The sequence below is a fragment of the Mucilaginibacter sp. P4_E8 genome, assembly GCF_056401495.1.
The window spans coordinates 21,337-44,530 of the sequence record NZ_JBFUJG010000039.1 but is presented as its reverse complement, the minus strand read 5'-3'; the positions used below and the strand labels follow the sequence as shown (position 1 = coordinate 44,530).

13 protein-coding genes are annotated in these 23,194 nt (G+C 42.2%); 12 read left to right on the top strand and 1 reads right to left on the bottom strand.

Annotation, left to right across the window (positions count from 1 at the left end; all coding sequences use genetic code 11):
- Positions 1 to 186: 186 nt before the first annotated feature.
- The 7 genes from AC1DRQ_RS15785 (at position 187) to AC1DRQ_RS15755 (ending at position 16,285) form a co-directional block, all read left to right on the top strand.
- Complete coding sequence (locus AC1DRQ_RS15785) at positions 187 to 1,617, top strand: arabinose isomerase (protein ID WP_477425625.1); 1,431 nt, start codon at positions 187 to 189, stop codon at positions 1,615 to 1,617.
- A gap of 345 nt (positions 1,618 to 1,962) precedes the next feature.
- Positions 1,963 to 5,034: a SusC/RagA family TonB-linked outer membrane protein gene (locus AC1DRQ_RS15780; RefSeq protein ID WP_477425624.1), complete on the top strand. Its 3,072-nt coding sequence runs from the start codon at positions 1,963 to 1,965 to the stop codon at positions 5,032 to 5,034.
- Between the two features lie 24 nt (positions 5,035 to 5,058).
- A complete protein-coding gene (locus AC1DRQ_RS15775; protein WP_477425623.1) occupies positions 5,059 to 6,615 on the top strand; it encodes a RagB/SusD family nutrient uptake outer membrane protein in 1,557 nt (518 codons plus the stop codon).
- 62 nt (positions 6,616 to 6,677) lie between these two features.
- A complete protein-coding gene (locus AC1DRQ_RS15770) occupies positions 6,678 to 8,165 on the top strand; it encodes a glycoside hydrolase family protein (RefSeq protein WP_477425622.1) in 1,488 nt (495 codons plus the stop codon).
- A gap of 171 nt (positions 8,166 to 8,336) precedes the next feature.
- Positions 8,337 to 10,298, top strand: a complete 1,962-nt coding sequence (locus tag AC1DRQ_RS15765) for an FG-GAP-like repeat-containing protein (RefSeq protein ID WP_477425621.1) — start codon at positions 8,337 to 8,339, stop codon at positions 10,296 to 10,298.
- 70 nt (positions 10,299 to 10,368) lie between these two features.
- The gene (locus tag AC1DRQ_RS15760; protein WP_477425620.1) at positions 10,369 to 13,392 is read left to right on the top strand and encodes a glycosyl hydrolase; all 3,024 of its coding nucleotides are present in this window, start codon (positions 10,369 to 10,371) and stop codon (positions 13,390 to 13,392) included.
- Between the two features lie 40 nt (positions 13,393 to 13,432).
- Positions 13,433 to 16,285: a glycosyl hydrolase gene (locus AC1DRQ_RS15755; RefSeq protein ID WP_477425619.1), complete on the top strand. Its 2,853-nt coding sequence runs from the start codon at positions 13,433 to 13,435 to the stop codon at positions 16,283 to 16,285.
- An 82-nt stretch (positions 16,286 to 16,367) separates the two neighbouring features.
- Here the strand turns inward: AC1DRQ_RS15755 and AC1DRQ_RS15750 are convergent, their stop codons facing one another.
- A complete protein-coding gene (locus AC1DRQ_RS15750) occupies positions 16,368 to 17,132 on the bottom strand; it encodes a DeoR/GlpR family DNA-binding transcription regulator (protein ID WP_477425618.1) in 765 nt (254 codons plus the stop codon).
- A 249-nt stretch (positions 17,133 to 17,381) separates the two neighbouring features.
- Between AC1DRQ_RS15750 and AC1DRQ_RS15745 the strand changes: the two genes are divergently transcribed.
- Genes AC1DRQ_RS15745 through AC1DRQ_RS15725 form a run of 5 tightly spaced genes read left to right on the top strand, consistent with a single transcriptional unit; the run spans position 17,382 to position 23,183 of the window.
- Entirely contained in the window at positions 17,382 to 18,665 is a 1,284-nt protein-coding gene (locus AC1DRQ_RS15745; protein ID WP_477425617.1) for an MFS transporter, read from the top strand.
- A gap of 42 nt (positions 18,666 to 18,707) precedes the next feature.
- Positions 18,708 to 19,691: an NAD(P)-dependent oxidoreductase gene (locus AC1DRQ_RS15740; RefSeq protein ID WP_429394691.1), complete on the top strand. Its 984-nt coding sequence runs from the start codon at positions 18,708 to 18,710 to the stop codon at positions 19,689 to 19,691.
- A 6-nt stretch (positions 19,692 to 19,697) separates the two neighbouring features.
- Positions 19,698 to 21,146, top strand: coding sequence for an FGGY-family carbohydrate kinase (locus AC1DRQ_RS15735; protein ID WP_477425616.1), 1,449 nt, complete (start codon positions 19,698 to 19,700; stop codon positions 21,144 to 21,146).
- A complete protein-coding gene (locus AC1DRQ_RS15730) occupies positions 21,146 to 22,597 on the top strand; it encodes an FGGY-family carbohydrate kinase (RefSeq protein ID WP_477425615.1) in 1,452 nt (483 codons plus the stop codon). Before AC1DRQ_RS15735 ends, AC1DRQ_RS15730 begins: the two co-directional genes overlap by 1 nt.
- On the top strand, positions 22,590 to 23,183 hold the full coding sequence (locus tag AC1DRQ_RS15725; RefSeq protein WP_429394699.1) for a histidine phosphatase family protein: 594 nt from the start codon (positions 22,590 to 22,592) through the stop codon (positions 23,181 to 23,183). Before AC1DRQ_RS15730 ends, AC1DRQ_RS15725 begins: the two co-directional genes overlap by 8 nt.
- The last annotated feature ends 11 nt before the right edge of the window (positions 23,184 to 23,194 follow it).

Sequence of the window (23,194 nt, the reverse complement as noted above, 5' to 3'; positions counted from 1 at the left end):
ATGTTTTATTTTATTTAATTATGTGTTTTAAATAATTAATATTGTATTAAAATATTACAGATCGTTTTCTATATTCCACAAGGATCAAATGATTTGTGATAGTGCGCCACAGGTAGCTTTAAAATAACCAATTATAGATTTTTACAGGGCTTTGGCCTTAATTTTTTTAATACAATCTTAATAATTATGCGATCAAACACGTTAAGGGTCGGCTTATTCGGTATAGGGCTGGATGCCTATTGGGGGCAGTTTTCGGGACTGGAAGAAAGACTAAAGGGGTATCTTAAAATAGTAGAAGAAAAGCTAAAGGCGGTTCACCCGGGGATAGTGAATCTAGGCCTGATAGATACAGCGGAGAAAGCCTTTGAGGTGGGCAGTCAGTTCAGGAGGGAAGACGTGGATCTGATCTTTTTGTATGTGACCACCTATGCGCTGTCGTCGACGGTTTTGCCGGTGGTTCAAAGAGCTAAAGTGCCGGTGATTATCCTGAACCTGGCACCGGAGGCGGCAATAGATTATGCGGCCTTTAACCAGATGGAAGATTGTACCAAAATGACCGGTGAATGGTTGGCCTACTGTTCTGCCTGTCCGGTACCAGAAATAGCCAATGTGTTTAAACGAACGGGTATTAAATTTCACCAGATCACAGGTATGCTGCATGATGACCCGGAATGCTGGGATGAGGTGGCTGAATGGGTAGAGGCAGCCAGGGTTGCAAATATCATGGCTTATAACCGGTTGGGTTGTATGGGGCATTATTACAGCGGCATGCTGGACATCTATAGTGATCTTACCCAGCAATACGCCAGCTTTGGCGGTCATATAGAATTATTAGAAGTGGATGAACTGGCCGGGCTGAGGAAGGTAGTTACAGATGAGCAAATACAAGAAAGGGTGCAGTTATTTTATGAACAATTTGATATACAGGAAGACTGCTCAATTGAAGAACTGGAACGGGCGGCCAAAACCTCGGTAGCGCTGGATATAATGGTAGATAAATATCAGCTGGGCTCAATGGCTTATTATTATAAAGGTACTGGTAATGTTGACAATGAAGATACGATCAGTTCGATCATTCTGGGTAACTCTTTACTTACAGCCAGGAATATCCCGGTAGCCGGGGAGTACGAGATTAAGAACGCGCAGGCCATGAAGATTATGGACAGTTTTGGAGCTGGTGGTTCCTTTACCGAATACTATGCCATGGATTTTAAGGATGATGTGGTATTGATGGGGCATGACGGTCCCGGACACATCCAGATAGCCCAGGGCAAGACCAAGGTGCGACCGTTAAAAGTATATCATGGCAAGGTAGGCCGGGGCTTGTCGGTTGAGATGTCGGTAAAAAATGGGCCGGTTACCCTGCTTTCGGTAGTAGAGCAGCAGGGTGGTAAACTCATGCTGCTGGTAGCCGAAGGGGAGTCGGTGCCGGGACCGATATTGGAGATAGGTAATACAAACAGCAGGTATAAATTCAATATAGGAGCCAGGAAGTTTGTGAACAATTGGAATAGCTATGGCCCGGCGCATCACTGCGCGGTAGGTGTAGGCCATATCAGTTCCAGGATCATAAAGCTGGGTCAATTACTCAATATGGATGTAATTCAGGTGTGTTAGATGTTGATTTTATTGCCAACAATCAACTTTGTCTGTTTAATATTATTGCAAATTGTTTCAAACTCTTTCTTTTTATAATAACATTGTGGTAAGTTTATCTTAACATAGTAGCTTTAATATTGCAAATGATTTAACTATTCGATTAAAAGTATTTAAATTTATTAAAAAAGTAGTTTTTTGAGGTTTTTATTTATTTTATTTTGTTTTATTTCTTTTATTTTTATTTATTTGAATAGAATTTAGTAAAAGCTAACCAATTAACCATTAATAATTTATTTCCTGTTAATCAGTTCCCATCCCATTTAGTGGGCTAAGAATTCATTTATTAAAAAAAACTAAACCATTATGCAAAAAAATCTCTACTATGCTATTTTCAGAAAAAAGCATTTTTATTTATTCCTGTTTGCCTTGCTTTTTAGCACCCTGGCATTCGGCCAGCAGGCGGGTAAAATCAAGGGAAAGGTAATTGACGACCGGGACGAGCCGCTTCCCGGTGTAACAGTATTAGTTAAGGGTACACAAAATGGTGTTTCAACCAATGCCAACGGTGAGTATGTTATTAATGCTGCTCCGTCTTCGGTTTTGGTATTCAGATTACTTGGCTTTGAAACAGAGGAAGCCACAATTGGTAACCGGGAAGTAATTAATATCAAATTGAAAATGGCTGCTAAAGGCCTTGATGAAGTTACCGTGAGTTACGGTAAACAACGCAGCAGGGAGGTTACCGGCTCTATCGCGCAAATCAGCGCGGCGCCATTGCAGGATATGCCTGTGGGGCAATTTGCGCAGCAATTGCAGGGCAAAGTTGCCGGTGTTGATATTTCGCAAACCAGTGGTCAGCCTGGCCGTGGTATGGCGTTCCGTATTCGTGGGGCGGCGTCACTTACTTTAGATTATCAGCCCCTGTTTGTTATTGATGGTTTGCCTATTACTGGTAGTATCAATAATATTAACCCCGATGAGATTGAAACATTTACCGTACTAAAAGACGCATCTTCTACCGCTTTATATGGTTCACGTGCGGCAAACGGTGTTATCCTGATCACCACTAAGCATGCTAAGCCAGGTGATTCAAAAATACAGTTCAGCAGTAATTATGGTGTGCAAAAGATCCCCATGAACAGGGTGCCCGACATGATGAACGCAAATCAATTTGCCACCTTTATGAATGAAAGGTACCAGGATCAGGTAAAATATGAGCCGGGTACAAATCCTAAACTTGATCCTGCTTATGCAGATCCGAGCCAATATGGTGAAGGTACCGACTGGTTTAAACTGCTTACCCGTACAGCTCCAATACAGAGCTATGATCTGACTGTGCAAACTGCGCGTGAAAAATCTACATCAACAGTAATGGCCGGCTATCAGTCGCAAGAGGGTGTTATTGTAAATACCGGCACCAGGCTTTTTTCCCTGCGTATAAATCAGGACTTAACTTTAAGCAATAATAAATTAAAGATAGGATTTAACCTTGCGCCGAGTTATCGTTTAGATCATAATAACAGGTTAAGTACAGATGGCGTTGGTGGTTTGTTCGAAAGGGTTTTTGAATCAAGCCCATTGATATCCCCATATAATCCTGATGGCACTTACACAAAAAATGTGAACTCTCCGGGTATGGTTTCCTACATCAACCCGCTCGCCCAGTTTATGTTGAATAAAGACGATTACATTACTACACGCATATTGGGTAATGCTTATTTGAATTACGAATTTTTACCAGGGCTGAGCTTAAAGGTAAACGCAGGTGCAGACAAGGGCGCTGAAACACGTAATCAATTTACTCCCGCCAGCATCACAGCCAACTCTATAGCTACAGGTTTAAGCAGTTCGGTTGATAATTACTCCTGGACAGCGGAAACAAACATTCAATACAATAAAACAATTGCTAATGACCATAATATCGAGGCTATAGTAGGTTATTCGGCGCAAAAATTTAGCCAGGTAAGTAATTCAGTGTCAGGTACAGGATTTCCAAATGACGATATACCTTACTTAAGTGCTGCTACATCTATAACCGCGGGCGCAAGTAACACTACAGAGTACTCTTTGTTATCAGCCATTGGTCGTTTAAATTATAACTATAAAGGCAAGTACCTGTTACAGGGTGCTGTACGCCGTGACGGGTCATCAAGGTTTGGAACCGACCGCAAGTACGGATATTTTCCATCTGTATCCGCAGGATGGATAGTTAGTGATGAAACATTCATGGAAAACATAAAAATGATCGATTTCCTTAAAATACGGTCAAGCTATGGTATAACAGGTAACAACACTATTGGTAATTATACCGCTATGTCGGCTTTAGGGAAATACAACTATGTGCTAAACGGAGTTTCTGTTCCGGGACAAACCATTGGTTCATTAGGAAACCCTGAACTGGCCTGGGAGCGTAACAAGCAGTTTGATGTTGGTTTAGACCTATCTATCCTGAAAAGCCGTATTAGTATTACCTATGATTATTATCATAAACTGTCAGACGGTTTGATCCAGTCAAGGCCTATTCCAAGAGCATCTGGTTTTTCGACCATCAATTTTAACATCGGGCAGTTTGCTTTCTGGGGACATGAAATAGGTGTAAATACCGTAAACTTAACCGGTAAACTAAAATGGAATAGCAGCTTTAATATTTCATTTGAAAGAAACATTATCAAATCGCTGGTTGATCCCGGATTTATCCGCAGGAACAATACCGTTTCTTCTGATTATTACCGCAACCAGGTTGGACACCATTTAGGAGAGTTTTATGGCTTTGTTTATGAAGGATTATATAAAGACGCGACAGACCTGGCCAATTCGGCCAAGTACGGCACTTCTTCTGATGTTGGTACAATTAAGGTGAAAGATATTAATAATGACGGAGTGATTGATGATGTAAACGACCGTACATTTATTGGCGATCCAACTCCCGATTTTAATTTCGGTATCACAAACACCTTTGCTTATAAAAACTTCGACCTGAACATTTCAATGGCCGGCGCTGTTGGCGGACAAATTTTAAATGCTGCCAAATGGGCCTATCAAACCAATATGGATGGTTCAAGAATGCTGCTTGCCGCTGCGCTTGATCACTGGAGATCACCCGAAGATCCTGGTTCTGGTATTTACCCAAGAACTAAAACCGGTACAACCGCTATGGGCCGCCAGGTAAATTCACAATGGCTCGAAAGCGGATCTTATCTTACAGCAAAAAATATTTCGTTGGGATATAATTTCAAATTAAAGAATGGCGGCATGCTGAAAAATTTACGGGTATATGGATCCGTTCAGCAAGCTTTTATTATAACAAGCTATACTGGCATGAACCCCGAGATCGGCTTTTCGGGCCTGGATGCCACTCAGGGTATTGGTGTGGATGAAAACGCTTATCCTGTACCAAGAACATTCTCATTTGGTATCCAAACTACATTTAAATAAGATCATTTCAATATTTAACAAGACATGAAAAAGATATATATCTTAATTACCATACTTGCATTTACAGCAGTATCCTGTAAAAAGAGTTTTATTGACCTGGCTCCCAATGACTCAGTTTCACCCGGTACTTTTTATAAAACAGAGTCTGATTTCAGGCAGGCTATAGCGGCTGCTTATGCTCCGTTGCAGGATTTATCAGTTAATGATTACTTTACTTCTGAAATGAGGTCTGATAATACCCATTACCAACCTTATCCAAGTAATCGTGGCACCGCCTATGTTCAAAGAGAGAACATATCTGATTGGGTTGACGATCCAACTAACGCTTATACCAACGCGGTGTACTTCCATTGCTATAATGGTATCTCCAGGTCCAATATCGTTATTGGGCGGTTAGCGCCTGTAAGCCTGGATGCCAGTATAAAAAATGATATTGACGGACAGGCAAAGTTTTTAAGAGCCTGGAACTATTTTAAGCTCGTAAGGCTTTTTGGCGCTGTTCCTTTATATTTAAAAGAAGTGACCAGCGCCGAGGAAGCTTTTCTGCCGCGCTCGACCGTCGACCAGGTTTATGCCCAAATCATCGCAGATGCGAATGACGCTATAAAAGAACTGGCTCCGCCGGCAAAATTTCCTCAACCTGGCCAGGCAACTAAAGGGGCGGCAACTATGTTGTTGGCCGATGTGTATATGACCCAAAAGAAATATGCTGAAGCCGAAACATTGCTCAACACATTACCAGCGATGAATTACGGATTAAATGCCGATTATGCCGACGCCTTTTCAACAACCAATAAAAACAGTAAAGAATCGATTTTTGAAATACAGTTTTTACAGGGGACAGATAAGGGAACCCAGCCAAGTAACTTTATTTACCAGTTTTTACCAAGAACTAAAAATACCGGTATAATTACCACATTTGGCACAACAGTGGTTGCTACGGATAATTCAGGTACAGGTGGTTGGAACACACCTACACAGGATCTGATAGACGCTTATGAGCCAGGTGACAAGCGCCTGGATGCCTCTATCGGGATAGCTGAGGGTACTTATAATACGAGCGATCTGTTTGTGATTACGGCCAATAAAAGTATTGTAAATTATACCCCGGCCGATGGTAAAGTGGGTGTGCCATATATTAAAAAATACCTCCATTCGCACGTAACAGCTAACAATACAAATGATAACTGGCCTATATACCGTTATTCAGGAGCACTTTTGTTATTAGCCGAAGCTCAGAATGAGCAAGGAAAATCAGGACCGGCTTTAACTAATTTAAATACAGTGCGCACCCGTGCCGGATTGCCTGCAAGCACAGAAACAGACCAGGCACAACTTCGCGCCGTTATTTTGCATGAAAGAAGGGTGGAGCTTGCGTTTGAAAATCAACGCTGGCATGACCTGGTACGCACAGGTACCGTGATCCCGGTAATGACTGCTTATGGCACTAAAGCAAAAACAATATATAAATTCTTACCTGGAAATGCGTTTGGTATTAATAATAACAGGTTGCTGTTCCCTATACCGCAGTCCGAAAGAGAATTAAACCCACAGCTAACGCAAAACCCTGGTTATTTTTAGTCATTGATTTTATTCAGCTCCTAAATTTTTAATCGTTTTTATAATTAAGTAAAATAACAGATATGGCAAATAGAACCCATTTTAGCATCGGCCTCACGATCATGAGCGCTGTAATATGTTTATCGGCACCAAAGCTGTACGCGCAAAAAAAAGCGGTGGCCATAAACTGGGACAAAACAGTTTCGGTTTCAAAAACAACGCCAACCTTACAGGTAGTGTATAACCCGATGCTGCGTGAAAATTCGCCTATCCATAAAGGTACTTTTGAAGCGTTAAAAAATTTAGGGGCCGAATATGTACGGTATGTACCGTGGTTTCCTTACCCCAAAGCTGCTGTTGTTGAGCTGAGCGCTCCCACTAAGGATCAAACATTTTGGGATTTTACCTATGCCGATCCTGCAATGCAGGATTTGATGGAAGCAACAAAAGGGCATTCCGTAGTGATAAATTTTAGTACCATACCGGTATGGATGTTTAAAATTGACAAACTGGTAGCGATTGATGCCAATCCCGACGAAGTAAACTGGGTATACAATCAGGGGAAGGAACTTCGTGATCCTACCATGAAGGAGGTGACCGGTTATTTTGTAAGGCTTTTAAGCTGGTACACCAAAGGCGGGTTTACTGATGAATTGGGTAAGTTCCACAAGTCTGGTCATTATTACAATATACCTTATTGGGAGGTGCTTAATGAACCTGATCTGGAACACAGGATGTCGCCGCAATTGTATACAAAAATATATGATGCTGTTGTTCCCGCGTTAAAAAAGGTATCGCCCAAAACCAAGTTTGTGGGCATATCAGTAGCTTATGAAACTAATCCTGAATGGTTCGAATATTTCTTAAACCCTGCAAGCCATAAACCAGGAGTGCCTTTAGAAGGAATTTCCTATCATTTTTACGGACGCCCTGCCTCTGATGATCAAACGATAGATAGCTACCAGTATTCATTTTTTGATCAGGCTAATGGCTTTCTTGACCGGGTAAGGTATATCGAAAATATACGCAAACGGCTTGCCCCACATGTATTTACCCAGATCAATGAAATTGGTACCATATTACATGACCGCGATTATAAAGGCAATATTCCTGATGCTTACTGGAATTTATCGGGCGCCATGTATGCCTACATTTACCTTGAACTAACCAAAATAGGTATTGATGTTGCCGGTGAATCACAACTGGTGGGCTATCCAACCCAGTTTCCGGATGTAAGTATGATGAACTGGAAGAACAGCAAACCTAATGCCCGCTACTGGGTATTGAAATTACTGAAAGACAACTTTGGTCCGGGTGATAAACTGCAAACCACCGCCATTCCCAGTCCCGATGTTACCGGACAGGCATTTATAACCAGTAAAGGTAAAAAGTTGCTGCTTATTAACAGGCGCGACAAAGAGGTACAGCTTGATTTGCCGGCTGACGCTAAAAATGCCCGGGTTAATTATGTAGATGTTACTACAGGTGAAAATCCCGTTGCGGAATCACAGCTGGAGAATAACACCATAACACTTAAACCATTTGCTGTGGCGGTTTTAACCATTAAATAATATCAGAATAAAGACACCTCTTCTTCTATGGGCGGTGTCTTTATTTAAATAAGGAGACGGAAATGCAAACACCTGCAGGCATAACCTGTTTGCTGGGTTTTGCAAAAATAAAATAAAATAAATATTCATGTAGCAGTTCAATAAAACCCCTAAACCAATTAAACCATTATCATGAAAACGATCTTAAAGCTGAAACATTCCAAAGCTGTTACTAAAAAAAAGAATAACAGGGTTTGTGCCGGGGGGCATACCTCCATACAAAGAGTTTTAGCGCTAATTTTAATCCCATATATTGTTTTTTCGGGTTGTAAAAAACCATCGCTTGGGCAGCAAAGTACAAATGAAAGCAATAGTTCTTCTTCCTCAAAATTAGCCACCAATGCAGTATCAGGCCCCGATTTTATGATCGCGGTTATTCCTGATACGCAAACCTATACAGGGCAAAGCACTACGTATAATTCCGTTATCGGCATGTTTTATGCCCAAACCAACTGGATTGTAAACCACCGGATCGATTCAAATATTGTTTACGTTGTTCACCTGGGCGATATCTCTGAAAATGGCGAAGATCCAACCCGCAGCCCGGTACAGTGGCGGCGGGCCGACACGGCGATGGCTAAGCTTGATGCCGCGGGTATCCCGTACGGCATGGCGGTAGGCAACCATGATCAGGGTAACCATGACCCGGTTGGCGGCGGAACTAACACTAATGACCGCGGAAGCTGTTTCAGCACCACGGTGTACTATAATCAATATTTTGGCTTTGCTACTCCGCGGTTTAGTGGGATGCCTTTTTACGGCGGGCATTATGGCAGCAATAATGATAGTCATTATGATCTGTTCAGTGCCGGCGGCTATGATTTTATTGCCATCTATATTGAATATGATGACCGCACAGACGCAGCGTCTGTAACCGAAAGAGACAATATGAACAACTGGGCGAAAGGTCTTTTAACAGGAGCCTACGCTGATAGAAAAGCCATTGTTGTTACGCACTATGCAGGCAGCCCCGCAACTCCATCAACATACTCTGCCCAAACCCAGGAAATTTATAATAAGCTAAAAGCCTGTGGTAATGTATTTATGTTTTTAGGCGGACACGTAAATGGCGAAGGCTACAGGCAGGATACTTACGGTGGAAAAACCATAAAAACATTCGTTTCAGATTACCAGTTCAGAACGCTTGGAGGTAATGGTTATATGCGTTTAATGAAGTTTTCTACCGCCAAAGACCTCATCAGTGTAAAAACTTTTTCACCCTATATTTCACAGTTTGAAACCGATAGTGACAGCCAGTTTACAAGGCCGTTATTCCATGAGCAAACGGCCACCCGCACCTGTGATTTTGACAGGGATGGTTTATCAGAGCTATCCTTCTTTAATTTGGGTGTATGGAAGGTTCAGGGGATGTCAAACGTAACTTATGGAAGCGCTACACAGGGAGATCTGCCTCTTTCTATGGATTACGATGGTGATGGTAAAACTGACCTGGCTGTATGGCGGCCATCTAATTTTACCTGGTATATTAAACTGTCCACCGAGATGACAGCCGTCTACGGGCAAACTGGTGATATACCTATACCTGCGGATTACAATGGTGACGGAAAAGCGGATGTTGCCATGTTCAGGCCATCAAGTCCTTACCACTGGTATATCAAAGACCAAACTGGGTATGATTATGGCGAAGCCGGGGTTATACCCGTACCCGGCGATTATGATGGCGATGGTAAGGTAGATGCTGCTTATTATAAAATATCCACAGGAATGTGGAATGTAAGGGGGCAGATCACCAATAAACATTATGGCGATGCAGGATATATACCCGTACCGGGAGATTATAACGGCGATGGCAAAACAGATGTGGCCATTTTTGATCCTGCAACAGGCATCTGGCACCTGGATGGCGCCAACACAGGCGTTAACAATGTAACTGTATTAACACCGGTTGCCGGAGATATCCCTGCACCAGGCGATTATTTTGGTGATGGAAAAACACATCCTGCTATTTATCGCCCGTCAAACCAAACATTGTACATGTATAATAACGGAGCGGTTACAACCACTATTTATGGGGGTAGCGGCGATAAACTGCTGAATCTGCCATATTGTATCCGTAAATTCTTTTTCCCGTGATGGGAGATTTAAAATAATAACACCATAAAACCGGGCAGAATTTAGTTGTCCGGTTTTATCAATATAGCTTATGAACATCAACAGAAGGAAATTTTTAGAAGTTAGCTCTATCGCGGCAGCAGGCGCCGCGCTTTTTAATTCCAATACCATGGCAGCTGTTGTTAATGGTGTTCATGCTATTGATATAAATGAGTTACGAAGAAATTTTCTCCATCCGCCTGATGCTACAAAGTCATCGTGCTACTGGTGGTGGTTCAATGGTCTTGTTGACCAGGAAGGTATAACCCGCGATCTGGAAGAATTTAGAGCCAAAGGCATGGGCGAGGTTTTGCTGGTAAACTCGGCCGGGGGGCTGGGCGGCGTGCCGTTCCCGCAAGGAGTAAAGTTTTTATCAGAAGAGTGGAAAGCGCTTTACCGCCATGCCATGAAAGAAGCAAAACGACTGAACATTGCAGTCGGTGTCAATCTCTCTTCGGGCTGGTGTATGGGCGGCCCATGGATAAAGCCCGAAAATTCAGGGCGCTGGTACCTGCAATCGGAACTATCAGTTACCGGTCCGCTAAAATTCTCAGATAAATTACCGCTGCCGGGTAACAGGGTAGGATATGATAATGTGTTTAATCCGCCCGGCTTTAAAGAATATATTGATCTGCCGCTTGAACAACTGGATTACGAGGATACAGCCATTGTGGCTATACCTGATAATGGTTCAGGGAGCAATCGCATCAGTGACGAACGTGCTAAAGTGCTGGCTGCTAAAACCAATCATAAAGATGCCAGTAATTTCATCCTGGCAACGGCTGTTATGGGCCCGGTTTTAACGGAATGGCATAATAACCCGGCAGATCAGCCGGTTCCGTTTGTTGAGGTTATTGACTTGACCGGCAAGGTTAATCAAGATGGTCATCTTGATTGGGACGTGCCACAAGGCAAGTGGAAAATAATCCGTACCGGCCACCGGATGACAGGTTCCAGGTTAATGATAGCCCAGCCGGAAGCGGATGGCCTGTCTATTGATTGGTTTAACCGTAAAGGAGTGGAGCTACAGTTTGAAAACATCGGCAGGATATTACTGGATGAGGCCGCGAAAGTTGGCAATAAACCAAAATATTTTTGCGACGACAGCTTTGAGGATGGATTTCCAAACTGGACCGCAAACATACTTACGCAATTTGAAAAATACCGGGGCTATAATGCCAAACCTTATCTGCCTGTTCTATCAGGTTATATCATTGGCAGTGCAGAAGTGTCTGACCGCTTTTTAAATGATTATCGTAAAACATTAGGTGATTGCATGGCCGACGAACATTATAAACGTTTTGCCGATTTATGTCATGACGCTGGCATATTGGTACAAAATGAGGCGGCAGGGCCCAGCCGTTCGGGTACTATTTGTTTAGATGGATTAAAGAACCTGGGTCGCAGTGACTTCCCGATGGGGGAGTTTTGGCTGGGGCCAAATCACGAAGATGAAAGCACCCTGACCGACGATAAGTCTTATGGTGTATCGCGGCTGGATAAAGGTCAAAACAAAGTTACTAAAATGGCTGCGTCAGCAGCACATATTTATGGCCGTGAAACGGTATCTGCAGAAGCATTTACCACTATGCGACACTGGCTCGACTATCCCGGCTCTCTTAAGCAAGCTTTGGACAGAGCCTATTGCGAAGGTGTGAACCGCATAGCTATTCACACCTCAACTGCTACCCGACCACAAGATGGTAAGCCTGGCTATGAATATGGCGCCGGTACACATTTTAACCCTAACGTAACCTGGTGGGAAAAATCAGGTGCTTTTTTTGATTATGTAGCCCGCTGCCAGTACCTGCTTAGGTCTGGTAAGTTTGTGGCCGATGTTTTATTTTATAATGGAGATACAGCGCCTAATTTGGTGGCACAAAAACATATAGATCCGTCTCTTGGCAAAGGGTATGATTATGACGTATGCAATGAAGAGGTTTTATTAACCCGCCTGTCTGTTAAAAACGGCAGACTTATTTTGCCCGACGGCATGAGCTATAACGTGCTGGCGTTACCAGATAACAACAGGATGCCATTGGCTGTATTAAATAAGATCGGCAGTTTGGTAAAAGCTGGTGCTACAGTTATCGGGCAAAAACCTTTGCAGGATTCCGGGCTTAAAAATTACCCGCAGTGTGATGAGGATATAAATTCTTTGACCAAGCAACTGTGGGGTAATATTGATGGACAAAATATCAAACTAAACCATTATGGCAGTGGCCGGGTAGTTTTTGGTGATACCATCAGGCAGGTTTTATTTCAGGATCATATCCTTCCTGATTTTGAATATACCGGGGGAGATGGTGATTGGGTAGATTTTATCCATCGTACAACACCCGTGGCCGAGATCTATTTTATAACCAACAGGCATAGCAAACCGCTGCAATCAACCTGCACATTCAGGGTTAAAAATCGTACGCCTGAGATCTGGGATGCTGTTACCGGCAAAATCAACAACAAAGTTGGCTTTAGGCAGGTAAATGGCCGGACTGAGATTCCGTTAAAGTTTGATGCGTTTCAATCCTGGTTTATTGTATTCCCCGTAAATTCATCGGCGTCAATAATAAAAAGTGCGAATAATTTTCCGGAACTAAAGCCGGTAAAAGAACTGACCGGAGCCTGGAATGTGGCGTTTGATACCAAATGGGGAGGCCCAAAGGCGGTGGAATTTGCCAGTTTGCAGGATTGGAGCCAGCACCCCGATGAAGGCATTAAATATTATTCGGGAAAGGCGGTCTACACCAAATCATTTGACCTGGGAGCATATACTGATCATAAACCGGTTTACATTGACCTGGGTACTGTAAAAAACATTGCTGATGTAAGTATTAATGGTAAACCCCTCGGAATTGTGTGGACTGCCCCATGGCGAATAGATGTTTCATCAGCATTAAAAGCAGGTGAAAACGTGCTAAAAATAGAGGTGATCAACCTATGGCCAAACAGGCTGATTGGTGATGCGGCATTGCCTGCCGAAAAGCGATTAACCAATACCAATATTGAATTTAAAAAGGATGCGCCGCTATTACCCTCAGGTTTGCTGGGGCCGGTAACGGTACAGATTGAAAATTAGCCTGAACGTGGCTATCATAAATGTTGTCAAAACCTAAATTATGAGCTTAAACAGAAGGAAATTTATACAGTTGGGTTCGGTAACCATTGCCGGGCTGCCATTAACGCGTATCACCAAAAACGCGGCATGGTATAATTTTAATGGCGATAAAGCTTTGCCGGCTGATGATCTGTACACGGCTTTTAAAGACCCCATAAATACATCAAAACCATTTGTACGGTGGTGGTGGAATGGCAACAGGATTGTGAAGGAAGAGCTTTTACGCGAGCTGGATATGCTGAAAGGTTTGGGTATTGGTGGTGTGGAGATCAATTCCATCCGGTTCCCGGAAACTGCCGACCCGTTAAATTACAAAGAATATGAATGGCTAAGCGATGGCTGGTTGGATATGCTTGATTTTACACTGAAAGCGGCTAAAGAACGTGGAATGATCTGTGATATTATTGTAGGATCGGGTTGGCCATTTGGCGGGGAGTTTTTAACAAAAGACGAACAAACACAGATCATGGCCCTGAGCACCAAAGATATTAGCGGACCGCAAACGCTTCAAATATCGCGTGAAGAATTATTGAAAATAGTTGATCCGCCGATCTCGTCAAAAAGTACCAAAAACTTTAAAGAATTAAGTGTACTCAGGTTAGCGCCAGCTAATTTGGAAAGTATAGATAAGGTGATTAACCTCGATACGCAGATCGGTCAGGAAATGATAACGGTTAATGTACCGGAAGGTAATCATGTGTTGTATTTCCTGGTGAAAATTACAGGATTTATGGCCGTAATGTTTGGTGCTCCCGGTGCCAGCGGACCGGTTTTAAATCATTATAATAAGGATGCGGTACAAAAATACCTCAACAAAATGTCTGATGCCATTGCGCCCAAAATAGGGCTAATGGGTAATAAATTCAGATCGGTATTTACAGACAGTTTGGAACTGGAAGGGGCCAACTGGTGCGATGATATGCTGGAGCAGTTTGAAAAACGTAGAAAATACCCGCTTAATGCCTATCTACCTTTTATACTGTTTAAAACCGGGCGGTTAGGAAGGGCGCTTGATGAAAAATATGGTGCTGTCCCCGGCGATCAACTAAGGGATACTTTAGACCGGGTGAGGTATGATTTTGAAATAACCAAGATGGAGTTGTTTCAAGAGCGGTTTTTGGATACGTTTTTAAATTGGTGTAAAACAAATGGCGTTAAATCAAGGGTACAGGCGTATGGCCGGGAATATCATCCTTCTGATTCCAGTATGCAAATTGATATTCCTGAATGTGAAACCTGGCTCCGCACGCACATAGGACAGGAGTTAAAGGATTTTGATTACAAACAAGGCAGGGCTTATTCGGAGGTAAATAAATTCGTTTCGTCGGGAGCAAGACTGGCCGGTAAAAAGATTATCAGCTGTGAGGAGATCACGAATACCGAGGTGGTTTTTAATGCCACACTTGAAAAGATAAAACAAACCGGTGATCAAAGCAATTTGTCGGGTGTAACTCATTCCATATTGCATGGGTTTAATTATAGTCCGGCTGATGCACCATTCCCCGGCTGGATCAGATATGGTACTTTCTTTAATGAACGGAATCCGTGGTGGCCTTATTTAAAACAATGGGTAGGTTATAAAGGAAGATTGTCGGCAGTTTTCCAGAACGGTACACTGGTATCTGATGTGGCGGTTATGCACCCGCTGCCCGATCTGTGGAGCAAATACGCGGCGCAATGGGACCCCTTCCCAGAAAGGGCATTGCCGGAGTATGTACATAATATATGGGAGGCTATTCATCAAAATGGCAGCGGCTGTGATTACGTAAGCGAAAGTATTTTACAAAAAGCCACCTTCCCGAATGGAAAGCTTGCCTATGGCCCGAGGCAATATAAGGTACTGCTGATTGTGGAAGCAGAGACCATACATACGGATACAGCCCAAGCAATAAAAAGGTTTGCGGATGCGGGCGGGCAAATTATTTTCATCGGTAAATATCCGTACAAAGCACCCGGATATAATAACCATGCAGTATTTGACAAACAAGTGAATGATATTATAAAAGGAATAAAAAGTAAAAATGTAGTTATGTACCCGGCACCAATACCCAGCGGTAAAATAATTGACTGGTACAAAAGTATACAGGAACGATTTGGCATTAAGCCTTATATGAAAACGGATAACCCTCAGGCATCCGTTAGCCAGGTTTATTATAAATTTGATAATGCCGACGCGTTTTTTATCTCCAATTACAGCAACAATAAACGGTTTGAATTTAACGCGGAATTTGATGTGGCGCCAAATAAAACAGCCTGGCTATGGGATGCCGAAACGGGTGACCGCTACCTATACCCCACAGCAGGGAAGAAAAATCAGTTGAAAATTACACTTGGTCCGGCAGAAACCAAGTTGATAGTTTTTGATCATAACAGTCACGGTAAAGTATATAGCCCGGTTGACTTTTCAAAAAAAGCTGTACTAACTGTTACTTCACCCTGGAGTTTAACACTTAATCATGTTAACGGCAGTAAACAAACTCAAAAACTGGATAGGCTGGTTGATTTTAAGGAGGACATCAACCTGGTTGCTTTTGCAGGCAATGCCGTATATGAAAATTCATTCGAGGTAAATAACGTGGGCGGGATAAGCTATTTGAATTTAGGAAAAGTAGAGGGTGTTAGTGAGGTTACGCTGAACGGGAAAAATTTGGGTAACCACTGGTATGGCGATCATGTTTACCCGGTAAAAGATGTTATTAAACAGGGAAATAACACACTGGTTATTAAGCTTACCACAACCCTGGGCAATTATATGTATTCATTAAAAGATAATAAGGACTCTATGAAATGGATCAGGGGCAAAAAACAGCCGCTTTATTCGATGGGTATTTTAGGACCGGTTGAGTTGGGGTAGATCAGTAATTAACAAATAAAACTCAGAAAAAAGGGTGAAGAAAAAGATGGTTGTAAAGCCCATCTTTTTCTCAAAAGGTTAATTAAACTATAATAACCTTAACATCTTTTTCTTCTATTGCCTTTACAGTGTTCTTTGAAACTTTGTTATCAGTAATGATATAATGAACTTGTTCCAGGCTGCATATCCGGCCAAGGCCGCGTCTGTCAAACTTAGTGCTGTCGGCTAAAATAACTATGGTTTGCGCGGTTTCAATCATTTTTTGATTAAGCGTGGCTTCCGATAAATTAGATATGGTTATACCAAAGTCTATATCTATGCCATCAACACCTAAAAATAGTATGCTGCAGGAAATATCATCTAAAACACTCATAGCATGTGCTCCGGCAACTGACGAGGAATTTTGCCTGATCAAGCCGCCCAATTGTAATACTTCTACATTAGGGCGATTGCTTAGCTCCAATCCCACTTTTAACGCGGGGGTAATAACAGTAAGATGTTTGTTTGGATGAAGCATGCGTGCCAGTTCAAAAACCGTAGTGCCCGAACCTATCATGATGGAGTCAGTTTGGCCGATGAGCTCAATTGCCGCTTTTGCGATCCTTTTCTTTTCGTCAGAGTTTATAAACTCTTTTTCGTAAATAGGGCGGTCAACAGCATAGGGATTGTTTATGGATGCGCCGCCATGTGTTCTGAATAAAAGGCTTTTGTCTTCTAATAGTTTTAAATCCTTTCTAATGGTTACTCCGGTCACACCCATTTCTTCCACCAGGTCAATAATATTGACTTTTCCTTCTTTTTTTACCTTTTCAAGTATAAACTGGTGCCTGTCAGTTATGTTTTTCATTTTTATTTTAAAAAATATGATCTAAAAGTAAAGAAAAATATTGTCAACAAGGCTTTTAATTTATATTCGTTTTATATTTCAAAACATTTTTTTTAATTAAATTTTGTTTTATTTAGTTTTAAATGCTTTATTTGTTTAAGATTAAATCTGCTGGTTTAAGCTTTTTTAATTAAAATAAACCTAACAGGATGGTAATGCCAATTGCCGTTCTTTAAAGCGCTAACCAATTAATGATTAAAGTAAAAATAAATGACGAATTCAGGCAATTCAGTACTCGATAAAGCAGGTATTCCAAGGCACCTTGCCTGGGGTTATCTGGGCATCCTGATTTTTATGATGGGCGATGGTGTTGAACAAGGCTGGCTAAGTCCWTATCTTTTAGGAAGGGGTTTAACTATACAACAATCGGCATCACTGTTTACAGTTTATGGGGTAACCATTGCCATATCATCCTGGTTTTCGGGTGTTTTGGCCGAAAGTTACGGGCCTAAAAAGACCATGATGACGGGGATTCTGTTATATATTTTAGGTACGGTTGGCTTTGTGGGGTATGGTATGCCTGAGCTGCATTTCCCTGTTATGCTGATCACCTATGCTATTAGGGGATTTGGATATCCGCTTTTTGCCTATTCATTTTTAGTTTGGATAACATACAGGAGTCCGCAACAAAAACTGGGTACAGCGGTTGGGTGGTTTTGGTTTGTTTTTACCGGCGGATTAAATGTTTTTGGCGCTTATTATTCAAGCTGGGCAATTCAGCACCTGGGATACCTTAATACATTATGGAGTTCTATATTTTGGGTTGTATTGGGTGCATTTTTCGCACTCGTATTAAATAAGGATAAATTTAAAGCCGATGCCAATTCAGGTGGGGTGAGCAAATCAGAAGAACTGATAAAAGGACTCACCATTATGAAAGAAGAGCCTAAGGTTTTGCTCGGAGGCATTGTGCGCATCATCAATACAACTGCCCAGTTTGCTTTCCCGGTATTTCTGCCAACATATATGGCGGCTCACGGATTTTCAACTACCGCGTGGCTGCAAATATGGGGTACAATTTTTACCGCCAATATTGCCTTTAATTTAATTTTCGGTTTTGTGGGCGATAGCCTGGGCTGGAAAAATACAGTGATGTGGTTTGGCGGGGTTGGGTGCGCAGTGACTACTTTACTTTTCTATTATTCCCCTGTTTTATTTGGGGATAGTTTTTGGCTGGTAATGCTTAGTGGTGTATTGTGGGGAGCTTTGCTGGCGGGTTATGTGCCGCTGTCGGCACTTGTTCCATCACTGGTTAAAAAAGATAAGGGAGCGGCCATGGCCGTATTAAACTTGGGTGCCGGTTTGGCGGTATTTGTGGGACCGGCTATAGTTGGGATTTTTATCGGGATTGTTGGCAACGAGGGTGTAGTTTGGATATTAGCGGGCCTGTATTTAATCAGCGCTATATTAACCTGGTTTATTTCATTACCTGATAATGCAAAAACGGCGCATTCCGCAAAAGAATCGCCCGGAATACTATTTAAAATAGAGTAAAATCCCCTTGAAAAATTTACTAATAAAATACAGATAACATATATGAGGATATTGATAACAGCTCCATACAATCAAAAAGGGCAGGATATACTCTCCGGTAAATTTGGAGAAGTTATTTATAAACCCTGGAAAGATAATGGCAGGGCATTTAACGAAAGTGAACTAAATAAACTAATTGATGAAACGCACGCTGATGCTTTAATTACAGAGCATGATAATGTAACGGCCAATGTGATAAACCTTCATCCAGAATTACAATTTATTGGGGTTTGCAGGGGCACGCCGTCAAATGTTGACCTTGAGGCGGCCAAAAAGAAAGGCATACAGGTGTTTTATACACCCGCACGTAATGCCCAGGCTGTAGCCGAACTGTTTATATCAAACGTGATCAGCCTGATGCGTAATACTATTCCGAGCTGGCAATGGTTAACCGGGAAAAACTGGGGCGAAGGTGCCCATACCTCATACCTGCAATTTAAAGGCAATGAACTGGCCGGAAAAACCATTGGTATGGTGGGTTTTGGTGCGGTAGGTCAAAGAATTGCGGAAATGATTAAAAGTTTTCCCTGTCATATAAAGTTTTACGATCCTTTCATAGTAACCACCAACCCTGATTATCATAAAACATCGCTGGAAGATATTTTTGAAAGCAGCGATATTGTTTCAATCCATTTACCGGTTAACGATCAAACAATTGGTATGATTGATAAAAAATTGATCTCAAAAATGAAACCCGACGCCATATTTGTAAATACAGCCCGGGCCAGCGTTGTAAAACGTGATGATTTGCTTAGCGCGATTGAAAATAACAGGATCAGAGGGGCCGTGTTGGATGTGTTTGATTTTGAACCACCTGATCAACAGGATTATCGTTTAATTAATCATCCTCATGTATTGGCTACACCGCACACTGCAGGCGCTACGCACGAAGTTGAAGATCATCATGTTGATATTTTAAATGAAAGAATTTTAAGATGGGCTTCATCAGGTGAGATCAATAACGCGGAAGAAAAAAAAACAGCCTGATCAGGAATGGCATCTACAGAAGCATATATTGTAATTGATATTGGTACCGGTAATGTACGTGTTGCAGTGGCAGCCGTTACCGGAGAAATATTGGGTATTGATCGTGAAAACATCATATACCATAAAGACACAAACTATCCCGAGGCATTATATTTTGATCCGGAACAGCTTTGGGAGCAGGTTACCGCGTTAACAAAAAGCGCTTTGACCCAGGCAGGCGATGTGCATATTCTTGCTTTAACCGCTACCAGTCAGCGCGAGGGGATTGTGCTGCTGGATAAATATGGAAAATCGCAGATTGGATTGCCCAATATTGATCACAGGGGCAGGGAGTGGGAAAGCCTGATTGGGGATAAAAGCTATGTATACCAGCTAACAGGGCGTTATCCAACTTCACTCTTTTCTGCAATGAAAGTTGTTGGCATCCGCGAAAAACGAAAAGAGATCTGGAATGATTTTTCCACCTTTTTGAGTATTAGCGATTGGATAGAGTATAAACTAAGTGGAATTGCTCACTATGAACACTCGCAGGCTTCAGAAACTTTATTGTATGATGTAGAGAAAAAGGATTGGTCGGCAGAGCTGTGCGCTGTTTTTGATATAGATCTGTCAGTATTACCGCAATTAACAGATTCCGGAACAATTTTAGGGGTTATTACCAAGGAACAGGCAGCGAGTTTTAACATCGCTCATGATGCACAGGTTATAGTAGGTGGCGCCGATACGCAATTGGCCATAATCAGTACCCAGCCAGAAACCAACGATGTTGTAATTGTATCGGGTACAACTACGCCGATTATTAAATTGACCGATAGATATGTGACCGATGGAAAAGAGCGGACCTGGACCGGAAGGCATGCTGACGAAAGTAGTTTTATGTTTGAAGCTAATGCCGGCGTTACCGGGCTTAATTATCAGCGGCTAAAGGAAATTTTTTATCCCAATGAAGATTATGATGTAATTGAGCGGGAGTTATCAGAGATAAGCAGTTTTCAATGTGTTGCATCATTAGGATCGTTATTGGCCGACGAAAAAATGCCCCTTACCAAAGGTGGTTTCGTTTTTGACGCGCCGGTTTCGCACCAGTTAACCCGTGCAAGTTTTGTTTGGGCAACCCTTTGGGATATCGCCTGTAGTATATGCGAAAATTATAAAACATTAAATGAGGTTAGTCCTCATGAACAGAATTATATATGGGCCTGTGGTGGCGGCGTTCAGAGCCATACTTTAAGGCAGTTCATAGCTGCTTTACTAAATAAAAAAGTAATGATCCGTAACAGTTACCGTCAATCATCGGTAGTTGGGGGTGTTTTAATATGTAATAAAGCACTTGGGAAAAATCAGCCGCCTGCCATAACCCTGGAGGTTGTTGAACCCGCTGAAATGAGGCATTACGCATCGTTGCATAATGAGTGGAAAAAGACCCGTTCATCGTTTAAACAAATATTCAGTTAATGGCGCCATATTTTATAGGGATTGATATTGGCACACAGGGAGCAAGGGTTGTTTTGATCGATGCGAAAGGATCGGTTATTTCATCCGCAGAACAGGTTTTTCCCCTAAATGATCAATCACGGGAAGAGCAATCTCCCGCGGCATGGTGGGAGGCTTGTTACCGGTCGTTATCCGGCTTATTAAAGGAAGCGGCAAGGGCAATTGTTGGTAATATAAAAGCTATTGCGGTAACCTCCACATCGGGTACGGTAATTCCATTGGATCAAAATAATGTGCCATTGCATCCCGCCATTATGTACAGCGATAAACGATCAGTTAAGCAGGCTGAAAAGTGTACCAATGCAGCGCTGAAATATCATAACAGTGGTTATACGGCTTTTAATTTTTCGAGCGGTTTGGCAAAAATGGTTTGGTTCCAGGAAACTTATCCTGCTAAAGCCGATAAAATTGCCAGATGGATCCACGCGGCAGATTTTGTAACCGGTATGTTAAGTAATATATGGGGCATAACCGACTATACCAACGCATTTAAATCAGGCTATGATGTTAGTAAGTACGAATGGCCCGAATATCTGTACACCCAACTTCCGTTGAAAAAAGAATGGTTACCCAAAGTTGTTCCATCGGGAACGGTGATTGGCACTATTTCAAAAGATATAGCCCGAAATTTTGGTTTGCCTGAGGATGTTAAAATTACAGCAGGCATAACAGATGGATGCGCGTCGCAGATAGCGTCAGGGGCTATAAATCCCGGCGAATGGAATACCACCATAGGCACAACCATGGTGATAAAGGGGGTAACTAAAAATGAAATACTTGATCCTTTAGGCCGCTTATATAGCCATCGGCACCCAGCCGGTTATTGGATGCCGGGCGGTGCCAGTAATACCGGGGCAGATTGGGTGACCAATGAATTTGGTGATGACCTGGCTAATTTAAATGAACAAGCTCGTCAGCTTATTCCTACTCATCACATAGCCTACCCGCTGCGGCAGGAAGGAGAGCGCTTCCCTTTTATAGCACCACAGGCCAGGGGCTTTGAACCCGATGAATTAACCAGGGCGGAGCGGTTCACGGCAAATATGGAAGGCGTGGCCTATCTTGAACGGTATGCTTATGAAATGATCGAACATCTGTCTGGCGAAAAAGTGAATGCGGTTTATACCGCAGGAGGAGCCAGCAATAGTGATACGTGGCTCACTATCAGAAGCAATGTATTGAACAAGCCTATCTATAAAATGAAACATGTATCGGGTGCTGTAGGTGCAGCTGTTTTGGCGGCATCCAAAACGCATTTTGATTCGGTAATTGAAGCCGTAAAGCAATTGGTTGTAACTGAAAAAGAGATCACACCTGAAAAGGAGCTGACTGAAAAATATGAAGTCAATTATCAAAAATTCTTATCCGTTATGCAGCATAAAGGCTATATGAAAGGAGGTTTTGATGCTTAGTGTTTATTTATTAAGGCATGGTGAAACCACCTATAATGCCGACGGTAATCGCTACTGTGGCCGCACCGATGCCAGTTTGACAAGCAAAGGTGTGAAACAGGCTGTAAATGTTTATAATCAGTTAAAAGATGAAAATTTTGACGCGGTTTATTCATCTCCGTTGAGCAGGGCATGCCTTACAGCCCAAATAGCAACAGGGAGCCAGGAAGTGCAAACAGATGAGCGTATTATTGAAGTGGATTTTGGTAATTGGGAGGGCAAAACAAAAGAAGAATTTATTGCCGAAGATCCGTCTTTATGGGATGCATGGATGCGTGACCCTACAAATAACAAAGCCGGAGGTACAGGTGAAACTGGGAGGGAAGTTATTGAAAGGGTAAATGCTTTTTTTAATGAAATGTTGCAAAAGCACGCAAATGAAACCATAGTAGTGGTAGGGCACAATGGCATAAACCGCCTGTATATGGCGTATAAATTGGGCATGGAATTAAAAAACTACCGGAGAATATTCCAGGAAAACTCCGCTATTACGTTTTTTGAACTGGATGATGCCGGCGAGATCACCTTAAAAAAACTAAACGCGTAAACTATATTAAA